Consider the following 15,921-nt stretch of genomic DNA (forward strand, 5'->3'; position numbering starts at 1 on the left):
TGAAGCGCGCGCCAACGAGGCCAAGCGCAACGCCGAGGACGCGCTGAAAAAAGCCAGCGACGATCAGGACACCGCGCGCGCACACGCCGCGCTGGCGACCGCGATTGCCGAGCTCAAGGCGCTGGACTACCTCCGCAAGCGCCGTCATTGAGCTGTCTGCAGGGCCCTCGGGCTCGACGGATGTAAAGATAAATTGCAGTCACATGGGGCTATCCTTGTTATGGATAGCCCCATCCTGTTTCTCGTTTTCAGTCAGTGGAGCACCGTCATGAAGTCCTCAAATCTACTGCTGCTTGCCGTATTCGAACGAGCGGCGCTCATGTTGATGGTGCTGTTTTTTCTTACACGCCTCCGTCCATTCAGGAATCTGCTCAGCAAACATGAGCATAGTGCCGTGGAGCTGGCAGGGGTTTCCCTGTTGTTCTGCCTGTTTGCCATTTTCAGCACCTATACGGGGATCCCCGTTGCCGGATCGCTGGTAAACGTCCGTACGATCGCCATCATGTCGGGCGGCATCCTGTTCGGCCCATGGGTCGGCATCCTCGCGGGGATCACGTCGGGCCTCCACCGCTACCTGATAGACGTGCATGGCAACACAGCCATACCTTGCCTGATTTCCAGCATATGCGCCGGGCTCTTGTCCTCATACATTTACCTTCATGGCGGCAAATATCGTGGCGGCAAAAAACTGCTTTGGCTCTATGGCATCCTGGCGGGCATGTTTTGCGAAACGCTTACCATGGGGCTCATCCTGCTCCTGACGCCCGCGGGAGTTGGCTGGGATATCGTGTCACAGATCGCCTGGCCGATGATTGCCGGCTCGGTGTGCACCGGTTTGATCATCAAGCGGGTACAGGATCTCGACGACGAGAAAGAGCTGATCGCAGCAAAACAGGCGCGTCTTGCGCTCATCATCGCCTATCGCACACTGCCCTATTTTCAGGACATCAAACACGATGGGTTAAGCAAAGCCTGCGGGGTTATCCGGGAGTTTCTCGGAGCGGATGCGGTGGCCATCACGGACCGTCAAGATGTGTTGGCCTATGTCGGCAAGGGTTTGGAGTATTTCGAAAAAGAAGGACATTACAAAATCGGCGCACTGACGGCCAGCGCCATCGAAAACGAGCAGATCATCGTAGAGAACGACTTGCCGCACTACCATACCGCAGACTTCCGTTCAGTCGCCATTATCCCGCTACTCGAACATGGGCGTGTCAGCGGCACGCTGAAGATCTTCTTCTGCCGCCGCGAGGGTATCAGCAGCTCCATGCGGGAACTGGCGGTTGGCCTGTCGCACCTGATTTCGACCCAGATGGAAGTTTCCCGAGTCAAGCACTTGCAGGAAATGGCGCGCAAAGCCGAATTCAGCGCTCTGCAAAGCAAAATCAATCCCCATTTTTTGTTCAATGCGCTCAATGCGATTTCATCATTGATCCGCCACAACCCCTCGGAAGCCCGCCAGTTGATAGCACGGCTGGCGGACTATCTACGCTACAACCTATCGTTGCATGACGGAATGATCGATATGCAGGATGAACTGAACCAAGTTCAGGACTATATCGCCATCGAGCAGGCGCGCTTCGGCAAAAAGCTGACCGTCACCTATGAAATCGACAAGGTGAACATCCGCATTCCCAGCCTGTTGCTGCAGCCTCTGGTAGAAAACGCCATCATTCACGGCATTCAGCCCCAGCCGGGTCCCGGCGAAGTCCATATAGAGGTCAAACGTATGGCTGACCGGATATATGTCTGCGTTCGAGACAGCGGCCGCGGAATAGATCAAGAGATTATCGACCAGATCGGCAGCAATCACCTGGCCACAACGGGCATCGGCCTTGCAAACGTCCACGAACGATTGAAGCTGTTGTTCGGACAAGGATTGAAAATTCAACGACTCAATCCGGGAACATTGGTCAGTTTTGAACTCCCTTTAACGGAGCCGTCAACATGAGGGCATTGATTGTCGAGGATGAATACCTGGCACGGGACGAGCTTGTCTGGCTGATCCAGACCCATAGCCAGATCGATGTCGTGGCCACGGTGGATGATGGACTCGCTGCGCTCGAGTTCCTACAGCGAGAGGAAATCGATGTCATATTTTTAGACATCAATATTCCATCGATCAACGGCATGCTGCTAGCCAAAAGCTTGGCCAAGCAATCGTCCCCGCCGCGTATCGTGTTCGTGACCGCTTACAAGGAATTTGCCGCGGAAGCATTCGAACTGGAGGTATTCGACTACATCCTCAAGCCCTATAACGAGCAGCGTATCCTGAATGTTCTACACAAAATAGAACACAGTCTTGCCGTGAACGCCCCGGCAGCGCCTGAGGCTCGGGTCAGCCCACGCACGGTCAATCTCGTCAAGGGCGAAAGCTTGATCGTCATGCCTTGCGACCGGATTTATTACGCTGAGGCAGATGAAAAAGTGACTTGCGTGTATACCGAGAGCGAGCGGTTCATCATGTCGATGACGCTGAGTGAATTTATTGCCCGGTTGCCAGCGACGCACTTCTTCCGCTGCCATCGCTCCTGGTGCGTCAATCTCGACAAGATCCGCGAAATCGCCCCGTGGCTCAATGGCACCTACCTGATCAAGCTTCACGATCTGAAAGTAGAGATCCCCGTCAGCCGTTCACACGCCAGAGCATTCAGGCAGTTGATGAAGTTTTGACGGCAACTCATTCCACCGCCACTGCATCTCACGCTTTCGATAAACACATCCGTCGGCACATCGCATAAATTTTCTTTTTTTATAATGTGTTGCGAGGTGTTTGATGGCTACCGACTCTCCCCTTGATCCAATACGTTTCCGGACACTGGTAGGCACGATGATTTGCCAGTTTGGTCTGGGATCGGTTTATACCTGGAGCCTGTTCAATGCGCCACTGTCCCACAAATTGGCCGAGCCCGTGACGAAAGTCGCGCTGACTTTTGGCCTGCTGAGCCTGGCGTTGGCCATTGCCTCCTCGCTCTCCGGCAAGATGCAGGAACGTTTTGGCGTCCGGCGCGTGGCGATCGGCGCGGGCATCGGTCTCGGTATCGGCTTTTTACTGACTTCAATGGCTAACAACCTGGTCACGCTGTATCTGTCCGCCGGTTTGATCATTGGCGTGGCAGACGGCGCGGGCTATTTATTGACACTGTCAAATTGCGTTAGGTGGTTTCCGGAGCGTAAGGGGATGGCCTCCGCCTTGTCTTTAGGCTGCTACGGCCTGGGCAGTCTCGGTTTCAAGTTCATTGACCTGGCACTGTTGTCCCGACTCAGCCTGGAGGGAACCTTTTGCGCTCTTGCGGCCATCATCATGGCGATGGTGCTTATCGGCGCCATATTCCTTGCCGATGCGCCAGCCCAGTCGCCCTCGACAACGAGAGGCGCCAGCCGCAAAGACTACACGCTCGCCGAAGCCGTGCGCAAACCGCAATATTGGGGACTGGCACTGATGTTCCTCACTGCCTGCATGAGCGGTTTGTACGTAATTGGCGTAGCCAAGGACATTGGAGAACGGTATGCACATCTGCCGATCATGGTAGCCGCCAATGCCGTTGCCGTCATCGCAGTCGCCAATCTGCTTGGTCGGCTCGTATTGGGCCTGCTTTCCGACAAACTGCCACGTGGCCGCGTGATCAGCCTCGCCTTACTCTGTGCGCTTGTCGGTATCGCCATTCTGTTGTTCGTTCCGCTCAACGCCACGTTGTTTTTCGCTGCGGTCGCTTGCATTGCATTCAGCTTCGGCGGATCGATCACGGTATACCCGGCACTGGTCAGCGATTTCTTCGGGCTGAGCAATCTTGCGCGCAACTACGGCTTGATCTATCTGGGCTTCGGATTCGGCAGCGTGATTGGTTCGATCGTTTCGTCGGTATTCGGCGGGTTTCTTACCACTTTCTACATGATCCTGGCGCTGCTGGTGGTCTCTCTGCTGTGCTCTATTTCCGTCCGCTCTCATTCCTTGGCCTGACGGGCATGGCCTATATCATCATTCCTCGCTGATGCGGCCAATACGGTAATGAGCCTCGCAAGATATAAAAAACCGGCGATATTCGCCGGTTTGAGGGTGTTGACAAACTCTTGCTCGCGAAGCGAGCGCCCCCTCTCAGGGGGAGAGGGAATCGATGGGCAGGCTGCGAAATCAGTCAGTTGCCACTGAGGCCCGGCTTTGCCGGGCCCTCCGCAACCGCCGCAAACCACTAAATCAACAGCCTGAGGACTGCCGTGGCAGTCCTCGTTGGCGCGCGCCGAAACGCTTATAGATTGTTGATCACCACCACTTGTCCCGGGTGCAGCGAGGCCAATTGCTCGGGGCTGTTAAGCCGCTGGATTTGGCTGCGATCGATGCCGAAGCGACGCGCGATGCTGAAGACCGTATCGCCGCGCTGCACCACGTATTGCGCCGGCAGAGTCGCGGCGGGCGCCGGCGTGGCGACAACGGCGGGCGCATCGCCGCCGGCATCGCTGACTTGCTGCGTGGCGCGGGCTTTAAGCAGCAAGACTTGGCCAACGCGCACGTTGTTGCCGGTCAGGCCGTTGAGCTGTTTAAGCTCGGACACCGAGAGATTATAGCGGCGGGCGATGTTGTACAGCGTATCGCCCTGGGCGACCACGTGCTGTGTGGCCGACGCTTGCGCCATCTGCGGCACCGGATCGGCCATGGCGACCTTGACCACCGCCGGCGCGGCGCTCGCTTTGACGGTATCGTCATTGCCGGCCGGTCGGGGCTGCTGCGCGGCGAGCGAGGCGATCGGGTCGATTTCCGCCGGCGATGCAGGCTGGACGTCGACGGCCTGGGCCGGAACGGCGTTCGCTGCTACCTGCAGTACGGCCTTGCCGGTATCGGGCGCGTCGGCCGCCACCACCTGGGTGTCTGCCGTGGTCAACGGCTTGACGTCGTCAACGCCATTCTTCATCGCCACCAGCACCGGCCGTCCGGCCGGCAGCATGCTGCTGTTGATGTGATTGACGGCGAGTAGTTGCGTGCGCGACATGCCGGTCCGGTTCGCCAAGTCGTCGACCGTTTCTTCTCCGTTCGGCGTATAGACCTGCCAAGTCAACAACGGCTTGTCCCATTTCGCCAGGTTGGCCTGGAAGCGGTCAACCGATTTGACCGGCAGCAGCATCTGGCGACCGGCTTTATAGGCGTAGACGGGCAGGTTGTAGGCAGGATTGAGCGCGGTGAACTCATCCACCGAGATGCCGGCGAGCTTGGCGGCCAGCGCGATATCCATGTGCCGTCCCGGCGAGACCGAGACGAAATAAGGCCGGTTGGGGAATTTGTCGAGCCGCACGCCGAAGTTTGCCGGATCGGCCAGCAGGTCGCGGATGGCGAGAAGCTTCGGCACATAGCTGCGCGTCTCCGCCGGCATGCGCACGTTTTCATAGGTGACCGGCAATCCGGCCGCCTGGGTGCGGGCGATCGAGCGCGACAGGTTGCCCTCGCCCCAATTGTAGGCGGCGAGCGCCAGGCTCCAGTCGCCGAATTGGGCGTACAGGGTTTGCAGATAATCCAGCGCCGCGTTAGTGGCGGCGGTGACGTCGCGACGGCCGTCATACCACCAGGTCTGCTCCAGGCCGTATTGCCGGCCGGTCGTCGGCATGAATTGCCACAAGCCGGCGGCGCCCACCGGCGAGGTGGCCGTCGGAACGAAAGCGCTTTCGACCATCGGCAGTAGCGCGATTTCGGTCGGCATGCCACGGCGCTCTACTTCATTCAAGATATAGAACAGGTATTTGTGGCCACGGGAGAGCGTACGCTTGAAGACATCGGGGTGGCTGGCGTAATAGCGGGTCTGGCGCTGCACCAGATCGTCATTGACGTTCGACATTTGGAAGCCCTGGCGCAAACGCTCCCAGACATTGTCGCCATTACGCAGCAGATTGGCGTTCTGCAGCATCATTTCCAGCCCGGCGGCGAGCCCTTGATCGGCATTGGCAACAAACGTCGGCGCGTCATTAGACGCCTTCGCCGCACCGGAGGCGGCGAAGAGCAATGACAGCGCAAGTGCCAATGGTTTGAATCTTTTCATTTGGCGGGCCCAGAATTCTGATTTTCGGCCGATGCTAACCACCGAAATAGGGTGTGTCAACCCAAAAAACACAAACAATTTCATAAGGTTTTAGCATCTACCGGCGCAATAGCAAGCTAGGCGGGCCTCCTGACTGAAATATTTGTGTATTAAATGGTCAATCAGGTCGTTGCGCGCGGCGCTAATTCGATGACGCGTAGCGAGAATTATTCCGTAAGAGGGGTAATTTACGGTTAGCGAATGCGGAAGGGGGATATGCCATTAATTTGTCCGTTGCCGCTCGGCACACAAAACGGGCGCGCTCAGTGCCGAGTGCGAGGTTCTGCGGGAGGTGGGCCTTGCCTAGCGCGGCTTTGCGGCGATGGCGGCGGCAATGTCAACCACGCCGGCTTGTGCTGGCCCGGCGGGGAGATCAAATATCTTGCGCTTTGAAACCATCTTTCCAACGACGCAGGGCAGCGAATATTTCCACCTCGCTGGAAAAAATCCTTTTCTCTTTTTGCTCAATGACTTGGCGGATAGCCGGTTGATTGCAGCGCAAAAAGGGATTGGTGGCCAATTCCAATGAAAGTTTGCAAGGCAGCGTCGGGTAATGATGAGCCCGCCGGGTTTTGTCGTGTTCAAATCGTTGTTTTATATCGTGATTGAATGGCTCAGCTTGCTGAGCGAATTGCAAATTAGCCAGCGTATATTCATGCGCTGGGCAAACTTGCGTGTCCGGCGGCAAGGTGGCAAGCGCTTGTAGCGAAGCCAGCATTTGTGCCGGGGTGCCTTCGAACAACCGCCCGCAGCCGGCGCCGAACAAGGTATCGCCGCAGAACAGCCACGGCGTGGCGTAGTAAGCTAGATGGTCGAGCGTGTGACCGGGCACGGCCGAGACCGCGAAGTCGAGCCCAAGCGCCGAGACGGTCTGACCGTTGCCGACCGGTTCGGTGGCGATCTCCAGCGTGCTCGGGCCGACGATGCGTAGATGCGGCTGCTGCTGCAACAAGGCGGGCAGACCGCCGACGTGGTCGGCATGGCAGTGGGTAATCAGCACCGCGCGCAAGCGCAGCCGATGAGCATCGAGATACGCGAGAAGCGGCGCGGCGTCGCCCGGGTCGACTGCGAGCGCATCCGACTGATCGTGCAAAACCCAGATATAATTATCAGAAAATGCCGGGATAGGAGTGAGCGTGAGCATGGTGTCGAGAGACCTTCCAAGATGATCGAGTCTTTTTCCCAGTGGCTGACGCAGAGCGCGCTGGGGCAGTATCTGCTGGTGCGCGAACAGGCGTATTTCGATCGCGCCGTGGCCGACGTGTTCGGCTATCATGCCGTTCAGGTCGGGATGCCTCAAATCGATTTTTTACGCGAAAATCGCATCCCTTGGCAATGCCATGCCGGCCGAGGTCCCGGCGCGCAGGTTTACTGCGACCCCCGGCAATTGCCGTTCGCCAGCGCCAGCCTCGATCTGTTGGCGCTGCCGCATGTGCTTGATTTCACCGAGCATCCGCACGTGGTGCTGCGCGAGGCGGAGCGGGTGCTGATGCCGGAGGGACGGCTCGTGTTGACCGGGTTCAACCCGGTATCGCTGTGGGGTGTGCGGCGCATGGTCCAAGGGCGTTTCCGGGCGCCGTGGAGCGGCAATTTTCTGCCGTTGCCGCGGATCAAGGATTGGTTGGCGTTGCTGGAGCTTGAGCCGGACGGCGGGGCCTTTCTGGCTTATGCGCCACCGTTCGAGCGCAGCGATTGGCTGGAAAATTGCCGCTTCATGGAAGCGGCCGGCGATCGCTGGTGGCCGCTGGCCGCCGGCGTTTACGGCATCGAGGCCGTCAAGCGGCGGCGCGGCATGCGCCTGATCATGCCAAAGTGGCGCAAAGCCAAGGCGGGGCTGATCGTGGGCAATAAGGACCACCATCAGCCGGTATCCAAGCAATCTGACAAGACCGCATGACTGAACATCTAGTAGTGGAGATTTACACCGACGGCGCCTGCAAGGGAAACCCAGGGCCGGGCGGATGGGGCGCGCTGTTGCGTTACAACGGCAAAGAAAAAGAACTGTTCGGCGGCGCCGCCGACACCACCAACAACCGCATGGAGCTGCAGGCGGTCATCGCCGGCTTGCAGGCGCTGAATCGGCCTTGCCGCGTCGTCGTCTATACCGACTCGCAGTACGTGAAGAACGGCATCAGCGAGTGGATTCACAATTGGAAGAAGCGTGGCTGGAAAACCGCCAGCAAAGAACCGGTGAAGAACGCCGATTTATGGCAACAGCTCGATCAATGCCGCGAAATGCACGAAGTCGAATGGCGTTGGGTCAAGGGGCACGCCGGACATGAGTTCAATGAGCGCGCCGACCAGTTGGCCAACCGCGGGGTGGCCTCCTTGTAGTCCTTTAGGTCTACGTTTTACTACGTAAGTCATTGACTATCTTGGTTTTTATGCAATAAACATGAAATGCGCCGCCAGCCGGCCTGTTCATTGCAGGAGATCCACGATGCGTGACGATGCCATTCCAAGCCGACGGCGTTTCCTGCGAGACGCCGCGCTGGCTGCGCTGGCCGTTTCCCCCCTGGCGAGATGGGCTGGCGCGGCCGAGTCCGGCGCGGAGGATGCCGGTGAAGGCGTGACCTTCGCGGCCGGGCCCAGGCCGTTGGTGCAGTACCCGCAAAAGCGGCCGCTTTATCTGGTGACCACGCGTCCCCCGCATTTGGAAACGCCTTTCTCGGTGTTCAACGAGGGCCCGATCACGCCGAACGACGCTTTTTTCGTTCGCTACCACCTGGCCGGCCTGCCGACCGCCATCGATCCCGAGACGTATCGGCTGACGGTGAAGGGGCTGGTGAATACCCCACTGTCCTTGTCATTGTCGGCGTTGAAGTCGATGGCCGAGCCGGCCGACATCGTGGCCGTCAATCAATGTTCCGGCAATAGCCGCGGGTTTTCGACGCCGCGCGTGTTCGGCGCGCAGCTGGCCAACGGCGCCATGGGCAACGCGCGCTGGGTCGGGGTGCCGCTCAGCGCGGTGCTGGCGCGCGCGGGAGTGAAGGCGGGCGCCAAGCAAGTCACGTTCCGCGGTCTGGATCAACCCGTCCTGCCGGCGACCCCGCCGTTCATCAAGGCGTTGGATATCGCGCACGCGCTGAGCCCGGAACCGCTGCTTGCCTGGTCGATGAACGGCGCCGATCTGCCGTTTTTGAATGGCTATCCGCTCAAGCTGATCGTGCCGGGCTATTTCGGCACTTATTGGGTCAAGCACTTGAGCGAGATCGAGGTGATCGACCACACCTTTGACGGTTACTTCATGTCCACGGCGTACCGGGTGCCGGACAACGATTGCTTCTGCGTCGAGCCGGGCTCGACCATGGCCCAGTCCCGCCCGATTTCTTCCTTGCCGGTGCGCAGTTTCATCACCAGCCCTCGCGACGGCGACGTGCTGCCTATTGCGCGCACCATCATGCTCAAAGGCATCGCCTTTGATGACGGCGCCGGCGTGAGCCGGGTAGAGGTTTCGCTCGACGGCGGGCAAAGCTGGCGTGGCGCGGTATTGGGGCAGAACCTGGGGCGTTACGCGTTTCGCGAGTGGACGTTGCCGGTGCGCTTCGCCGCCAAGGGGCCGGCCTTGTTGCTGGTGCGCGCGAGCAACCGGGCGGGGGAGACGCAGCCGATGCGCGCGTTGTGGAACCCGGGCGGTTATCGCCGCCATGCTGTCGAATCCTACCGTGTGACCATTGCCTGAGGAGTGCGCCATGAAGCCTCTGACGACGCTGTGGTGCGGCGGTGCGCTGGCGGGCATGGCCATGCTGTCTCAGGCCGCGCAGGTGGCGATCGCGTTGCCGCCCGAGACGGCGGCGCTGCGGCCGTCGCCGTTGCCGGGATATCAGGTGGCGGCACAAAAATGCGCGACCTGCCATTCGGCCGACTATATCAACTACCAACCGCCGGGCATGAACCAGGCGCAATGGACGTCGGAGGCGGCGAAGATGCAGCACGCTTATGGCGCGCCCATTACCGATCAGGATGTGAAGGTCATCGGCGCTTACCTGGCAGTGGCCTATGGCAGCGCTCAAGCCACGGATGCGGATGTGCTGGCCGCCGGCCCCGTCGTTGCTGCGCAGGGGGCGGACGTCATGGCGTTGCTCAATACCCATGGCTGTCTGGCCTGTCACGCGATAGACAAGAAGGTGGTGGGGCCCGCGTATCGCGATGTGGCGGGCAAATACGCGCATGACGCGGAAGGGTTGTCGAAGGTCATGGCCAGCATCCGCCTGGGCGGCAGCGGCAAATGGGGCGAGGTGCCCATGCCGCCGTTTCCCCAGCTCAGCAACGAAGACGTACAGGCTTTGGCGGCCTTCGTGCTGCGTCAATAGTGCCCCGGTTGTCGGCCAGCCATGCAAACCCGTTCTGAGGATTGAGGCGTTGCGGTGGTAGAATGTCCGCCGTGCCACCGCTTAGAGATTCACGGGAAACGACACTTCATGGCTAACCGATCCATTATCCTCGATACCGAAACCACCGGTCTCGAGCCCTCGCAGGGTCACCGCATCATCGAATTCGCCGGCTTGGAGATGATCAACCGCAAGCTGACCGGTCGACACCTCCACCTGTATTTCCATCCCGATCGCGCCATCGACCCGGATGCCGAACGGGTGCATGGCATCTCCCTCGATTTTCTGGCCGACAAGCCGCGCTTCGCCTCCGCCGGGCACGAGCTGATCGAGTTCATCCGCGGCGCCGAGCTGATCATCCACAACGCGCCCTTCGACGTCGGCTTCCTCAATGCCGAATTCGAGCGTATCGGCGCCGAGCCGGTGGCGCGGCTGTGCGACGGCGTCATCGACACGCTGGCGATGGCGCGCGACCAGTTCCCCGGCAAACGCAATAATTTGGACGCTTTGTGCGACCGCTTCGACATCGACCGTTCCAATCGTACGCTGCACGGCGCGCTGATCGACTGCGAACTGCTGGCGGAAGTGTATCTGTCGATGACGCGCGGCCAGGAAAGCCTGGCCATGGACATCGACTTGGACGACGGCCCGGTCGACCTGCAGCAGAGCGCGGGTTTCGAGCGCAAGCCGCTGACCGTGCTCGCGGCCAGCGACGCTGATCTGGACGCGCATCAGCACTACCTGGACGATCTGGACAAGGCCGTCAAGGGAACCTGCCTGTGGCGCAGCCTGGAGAGCGAGGAGGGTGTGGCATGACGCGTCATGTCGCGCTGGTTCCCGCCGCCGGCAGCGGCGCGCGTTTCGGCGCCGCCTGCCCCAAGCAATATCTGCAGCTGTCCGGCCGGCCGTTGATGTGGCATACGCTGTCGACCTTGTGCCAGGTGGCGGCCATCGACGAAGTGGCACTGGTTTTGTCGCCGGGCGACGAGTGGTTTGACGATTATGACTGGACGCTGCCCAAGCTGACGGTGCACCGGGTCGGCGGCGCGACGCGGGCGGAAACGGTGAAGAACGGCATTGCCGCGTTGGGGCTCTCGTCCGAGGACTGGTTGCTGGTGCACGACGCGGCGCGCTGCTGTTTGTCGGTGGCCATGGTCGAGCGTTTGCTGACCGAGGTGGCCGACGATCCGGTCGGCGGCCTGCTGGCCCTGCCGGTGCCGGATACCGTCAAGCGCGCCGACCGCGACGGCCGCGTCTCGATCACCTTGCCGCGCCAGGGCATGTGGCTGGCGCAGACGCCGCAGATGTTCCGTGCCGGCGTGCTGTCTCAGGCGCTGGCTGGCGATTTGACCGACGGCGTCACCGATGAGGCCTCCGCCATTGAACGGCTTGGCCTCAAGCCGCGGCTGGTCGAGGGCGACGCCAGCAATTTCAAGGTGACCTGGCCGCGCGATCTGCCGCTGGCGCGGGCGATTCTGGAGGCAAGACAATCATGACGCAATGGCGGGTAGGCCAAGGTTACGACGTGCATCGATTGGTCGAGGGCCGTCCGTTGATCCTTGGCGGCGTACACATCGCGCATCCCTTGGGCCTATTGGGGCATTCCGATGCCGACGCGCTGTTGCACGCCATCACCGACGCGGTGCTGGGCGCGGCTGGCCTAGGCGACATCGGTCGGCATTTTCCCGATACCGACGCGCGCTTTCATGGCGCCGACAGCGCGGTGTTGTTGGCCCAGGCCTATGCGAGCGTGCGCGCCGCCGGTTGGCAACTGGTCAATGTCGATGCCACGGTGATCGCGCAAGCGCCGAAGCTGGCCGGACACATCGACGCCATGCGCCGGCGCATCGCCGAGATTTTGGCGCTCGATCCCGATTGCGTGAACATCAAGGGCAAAACCAACGAAAAGCTGGGTTATCTGGGGCGGCAGGAAGCCATCGAAACGCAGGCGGTTTGCCTGTTGACCAGGCTCTAATACGGGCTCGGTCGGTCCCGAAGAGTTCTGGGCCTTATTTCATCTATATGGGATAATGAAATCAGGCTCTACACACTATGATCGCAACAGGGGAGATTGTCGTATGTTGACGCAAGACCAGCTCAAGCGGGCAGTGGCCAAGAAGGCCCTCGAATTCGTTCCGGACGATGCCATCATCGGCGTCGGCACCGGCAGCACCGTCAATTTGTTCATCGAGGAGCTGGCGACCATCAAGGGGCGCGTCAAGGGCGCCGTGTCCAGCTCCAACGCCAGCACCGAGCGCCTTAAGGCGATCGGTATTCCGGTGTTCGACCTCAATACCGTCGACCTACTGCCGGTGTACATCGATGGCGCCGACGAAATCAATCATTACCTGCACATGGTCAAAGGCGGCGGCGGCGCGCTGACGCGCGAGAAGATCGTGGCCGCGGCGGCCGACCAATACGTCTGCATCGCCGATGAAAACAAATATGTCGAGATGCTGGGCGAGTTTCCGCTGCCGATCGAGGTCGTGCCGATGGCGCGCAGTTTCGTCGCGCGCGAGCTCGTGCGTCTCGGCGGCCATCCGGAACTGCGCGAGGGATTTGTCACCGACAACGGCAACATCATCCTGGACGTGCATGGTCTGAAGATCGCCAAGCCGGTCGAATTGGAGGAGACGCTCAATCAGATCGCCGGCGTGGTGACCAACGGCTTGTTCGCCAAGCGCCGCGCGGACGTGCTGCTGCTGGGCCGTCAAAACGGCGTCGATGTGCTGAAGTGAACGCGTGCCGGCCAGGATGACTTGTCATCGGACTGTCATCTGGCCGGTTTAACATGCGACTTTTCCCGTTTTACCGTGCAAGAGGCGTAAATGGCAGAACATACTTCCAAGCAGTTTGATCTCGAACTCGAAGGCATCCGCACGCGCGTGCTGCAGATGGGCGGCCTGGTTGAGCAGCAAATCCGCTCCGCCACCGAGGCGCTGATGGCGGGCGATATCGAGAGACTGCAGAAGGTGGTGGATCAGGATGCTCAGGTCAATGCCATGGAAGTGTCCATCGACGACGACTGCACTCATATCATCGCGCGCCGCCAGCCGGCGGCGGGCGACCTGCGCATGATCATGGCGGTCATCAAGACCATCACCGACTTGGAGCGCATCGGCGACGAGGCGCAGAAGATCGCGCGCATGGGCAAGACCATCTATCAGACCGAGCGCTATCAGGTGCCGCGCTTCCGTGAAATCCGCAAGATGGCCGAGGTGGCGCTCGGCATGGTGCGGCGCGCGCTCGACGCGTTCGCGCGGCTGGACGTTTCCGCCGCCGAGGAGCTGGAGCGGGAGGACCGCCGCCTGGACGACGACTTCAATGCCGAATTGCGCCAGCTGATCACCTTCATGATGGAAGACCCGCGCACCATCAGCATGTCGATCGACACGCTGTTGATGGCCAAGGCCATCGAGCGTATCGGCGATCATGCCACCAATATTTCGGAGTATGTGGTGTATCTGGTCAAAGGGACGGATATCCGCCATCTGACGCCTGAAGCGAAGATGAGCGCCGCCAGCGGTTCCTGAGCCGGCTGGCCGATAAGCCGGGAGATGACGTCCCCGGCCAAAGAGCGGTAACATTCTGTTGCCGCTTTTTTTATGCTTATTCGATTTCGATGACCATGCCCGCCACATCGGCGCCGGCCTTCTCCGCCGCCAAAGAGACGATATTGACGACCGAATCCTTGTCCTATGACGTTCTGGCCACTGTCGACCTAGGGTCCAACAGTTTCCGGCTACAGATTTCCCGCCTGGTCGACGATCAGCTCTATACCCTCGATGCCTTGAAGGAGACCGTGCGGCTTGGCGCGGGGCTCGGCGTAGAGAAAGTGCTCGATACCGATACCCAGGAACGCGCATTGGCGTGTCTCGCGCGCTTTGGCGAGCGGTTGCGCGGCTTTTCGCCGGCGCAGGTGCGGGTGGTCGGCACCAACACGCTGCGCGTGGCCAAAAACGCGCCGGCGTTCATCGAGCGCGCCGAATCGCTGCTGGGTTTTCCGATCGAAATCATCGCCGGCCGTGAAGAAGCCCGTTTGATCTATTTGGGGGCGGCGCATTCGTTGCCGGCCACGCGCGAGCGCCGCTTGGTGGTCGATATCGGCGGCGGATCCACCGAATTCATCATCGGCAGCCAGTACCGCGCGCTGGTGACGGAAAGCCTGCCGCTCGGCTGTGTCAGCTACAGTCTGCGCTTTTTCCCCGACGGCAAGCTGGGCAAGAACCAGTTCCGCGACGCCACGCTGGCCGCGCGCAACGAAATTCAGCGCATCCGCACGGCATTCCGGCCGGAGGAGTGGCAATTGGCGGTCGGCACTTCCGGCACCGCGCGCTCGCTGCGCGACATCCTGGAGATCAACGACTATTCGGCGGCGGACATTACGCTTGAGGGCATGATGCAACTGCGGCAGGAGATGGTGCGCCGCGGCCACGTGAAAAACGTGGCGCTCAACGGCCTCAAGACGGACCGCGCGCCGGTGCTGCCGGGCGGACTCGCCATCATGATCGGCATTTTCGAGGAGCTGGAAGTTTCCAAAATGACCGTGGCGGAGGGCGCGCTGCGCGACGGGGTGTTGTACGACCTGCTTGGCCGTCAACGCGAGCACGATATGCGCGAAACCACCGTCAGCCAGTTCTGCCGCCGCTACCATGTCGACCTCGACCAGACCAAGCGGGTGACCGTGCTGGCGGAAAGCCTGTTTCGCAAGGCCTGCGGCGAAGACTTGGACCAGGATTGGCTCAAGCTGTTGATCTGGAGCGCGCGCCTGCACGAAATCGGCCTGTCCATCGCGCATACCGCCTACCACAAGCACTCGGCCTATATTCTGCAGTACGCCGACATGCCGGGCTTTTCCAAGCGCGAGCAAGCCGCGCTGGGGCAGATCGTGCTCGGCCATCGCGGCGACATGGCCAAGCTGCTGCCTTATGTGGCGGAGCAGGCGCTGTGGCGCGCCATCGTTTGCCTGCGTATCGCCGTGTTGTTCTATCGCAGCCGCAACGACGTGACGCTGCCGCCCGCGCTCGACCTGGCGGCTCAGGCGCACGGCTTTACACTGACGGTCAACAGCGGTTGGCTCGGCGCCAATCCGCTGACCGCCAGCGCCTTGCGCCAGGAAGTCAGCCAATGGAAAAACATTGGCTATGCCTTGACGCTTCAGCAAGTGTGAGCCGCCGCGGCGCGCGCGCCGCTTCCTCCCGTGCCCGGCAAACCCAGGATTGTCTACCGATCCTGATCTGCCGGGCCGATTGCCATACCTCCCCCCTTTGTCGACGCGCCTCCCTGACCGCGTGCATTCGCGCAAACGGATGTTCTTATACGAAAAAAATGTTTGAAAACGAACGTCATTTTTGTCGAATGTCAAACTGACAGCGTCCGCTCTCCGTTAATCTTGCATCTTAAAATCTTGTGTGCAGGCCGTTTTGCCTGCGGTTCGACATTTTTGTTCATCGAGCGTGCTCATCGAGCTATTTTTTCGTTTCCGCTCTTTCGCGAGCACGCTTCGTTGGATCTTCACGTTAAACGGG

The 15,921-nt window shown here is 60.4% G+C and carries 16 protein-coding genes; 14 read left to right on the forward strand and 2 right to left on the reverse strand.

Translation table 11 applies throughout. The annotated features are described in order from the left end of the window. From JOZ06_RS15900 to JOZ06_RS15915, 4 genes are all read left to right on the forward strand, one after another. Nucleotides 1-151: ATP synthase delta/epsilon chain alpha-helix domain-containing protein (locus tag JOZ06_RS15900; RefSeq protein WP_293234245.1), on the forward strand; the 151-nt coding region annotated here is incomplete at its 5' end. Nucleotides 152-268: 117 nt separating this feature from the next. After that, a complete protein-coding gene (locus tag JOZ06_RS15905) occupies nt 269-1,951 on the forward strand; it encodes a sensor histidine kinase (RefSeq protein ID WP_293234165.1) in 1,683 nt (560 codons plus the stop codon). After that, a complete protein-coding gene (locus JOZ06_RS15910; RefSeq protein WP_293234167.1) occupies nt 1,948-2,673 on the forward strand; it encodes a LytTR family DNA-binding domain-containing protein in 726 nt (241 codons plus the stop codon). Before JOZ06_RS15905 ends, JOZ06_RS15910 begins: the two co-directional genes overlap by 4 nt. A 103-nt stretch (nt 2,674-2,776) precedes the next feature. Then, nucleotides 2,777-3,961, forward strand: coding sequence for an MFS transporter (locus JOZ06_RS15915; RefSeq protein WP_293234169.1), 1,185 nt, complete (start codon nt 2,777-2,779; stop codon nt 3,959-3,961). 286 nt (nt 3,962-4,247) lie between these two features. Here JOZ06_RS15915 and JOZ06_RS15920 read toward each other — a convergent pair whose 3' ends face one another. Together JOZ06_RS15920 and gloB are read right to left on the reverse strand one after the other, a co-directional pair. After that, the gene (locus JOZ06_RS15920) at nt 4,248-6,023 is read right to left on the reverse strand and encodes a LysM peptidoglycan-binding domain-containing protein (RefSeq protein ID WP_293234171.1); all 1,776 of its coding nucleotides are present in this window, start codon (nt 6,021-6,023) and stop codon (nt 4,248-4,250) included. A 412-nt stretch (nt 6,024-6,435) separates the two neighbouring features. Next, nucleotides 6,436-7,206, reverse strand: a complete 771-nt coding sequence (gloB, locus tag JOZ06_RS15925; protein WP_293234173.1) for a hydroxyacylglutathione hydrolase — start codon at nt 7,204-7,206, stop codon at nt 6,436-6,438. Nucleotides 7,207-7,227: 21 nt separating this feature from the next. Between gloB and JOZ06_RS15930 the strand changes: the two genes are divergently transcribed. The 10 genes from JOZ06_RS15930 to ppx all read left to right on the forward strand — a co-directional run bounded on the left by JOZ06_RS15930 (nt 7,228) and on the right by ppx (nt 15,563). After that, entirely contained in the window at nt 7,228-7,959 is a 732-nt protein-coding gene (locus JOZ06_RS15930) for a methyltransferase domain-containing protein (protein ID WP_293234175.1), read from the forward strand. After that, entirely contained in the window at nt 7,956-8,396 is a 441-nt protein-coding gene (gene rnhA, locus JOZ06_RS15935) for a ribonuclease HI (protein ID WP_293234177.1), read from the forward strand. The genes JOZ06_RS15930 and rnhA overlap by 4 nt, the downstream gene beginning before the upstream one ends. A 106-nt stretch (nt 8,397-8,502) precedes the next feature. After that, on the forward strand, nt 8,503-9,744 hold the full coding sequence (locus JOZ06_RS15940) for a molybdopterin-dependent oxidoreductase (protein WP_293234179.1): 1,242 nt from the start codon (nt 8,503-8,505) through the stop codon (nt 9,742-9,744). 10 nt (nt 9,745-9,754) lie between these two features. Next, nucleotides 9,755-10,375: a c-type cytochrome gene (locus JOZ06_RS15945; RefSeq protein ID WP_293234181.1), complete on the forward strand. Its 621-nt coding sequence runs from the start codon at nt 9,755-9,757 to the stop codon at nt 10,373-10,375. Between the two features lie 108 nt (nt 10,376-10,483). Next, entirely contained in the window at nt 10,484-11,209 is a 726-nt protein-coding gene (gene dnaQ / locus JOZ06_RS15950; RefSeq protein ID WP_293234183.1) for a DNA polymerase III subunit epsilon, read from the forward strand. After that, complete coding sequence (ispD, locus tag JOZ06_RS15955; RefSeq protein ID WP_293234185.1) at nt 11,206-11,889, forward strand: 2-C-methyl-D-erythritol 4-phosphate cytidylyltransferase; 684 nt, start codon at nt 11,206-11,208, stop codon at nt 11,887-11,889. The genes dnaQ and ispD overlap by 4 nt, the downstream gene beginning before the upstream one ends. Continuing rightward, nucleotides 11,886-12,368: a 2-C-methyl-D-erythritol 2,4-cyclodiphosphate synthase gene (gene ispF, locus JOZ06_RS15960; RefSeq protein WP_293234187.1), complete on the forward strand. Its 483-nt coding sequence runs from the start codon at nt 11,886-11,888 to the stop codon at nt 12,366-12,368. Before ispD ends, ispF begins: the two co-directional genes overlap by 4 nt. A gap of 103 nt (nt 12,369-12,471) precedes the next feature. Further along, nucleotides 12,472-13,131 carry a ribose-5-phosphate isomerase RpiA gene (rpiA, locus tag JOZ06_RS15965; RefSeq protein ID WP_293234189.1) on the forward strand — a complete coding sequence of 220 codons (660 nt, stop codon included), beginning with the start codon at nt 12,472-12,474 and terminating at the stop codon, nt 13,129-13,131. A 90-nt stretch (nt 13,132-13,221) separates the two neighbouring features. Then, nucleotides 13,222-13,926 carry a phosphate signaling complex protein PhoU gene (gene phoU / locus JOZ06_RS15970; protein ID WP_293234191.1) on the forward strand — a complete coding sequence of 235 codons (705 nt, stop codon included), beginning with the start codon at nt 13,222-13,224 and terminating at the stop codon, nt 13,924-13,926. A gap of 95 nt (nt 13,927-14,021) precedes the next feature. After that, nucleotides 14,022-15,563: an exopolyphosphatase gene (gene ppx / locus JOZ06_RS15975; protein ID WP_293234193.1), complete on the forward strand. Its 1,542-nt coding sequence runs from the start codon at nt 14,022-14,024 to the stop codon at nt 15,561-15,563. Nucleotides 15,564-15,921: the final 358 nt, after the last annotated feature.

The organism is Paludibacterium sp., from assembly GCF_019232825.1.
GTDB lineage: Bacteria > Pseudomonadota > Gammaproteobacteria > Burkholderiales > Chromobacteriaceae > Paludibacterium.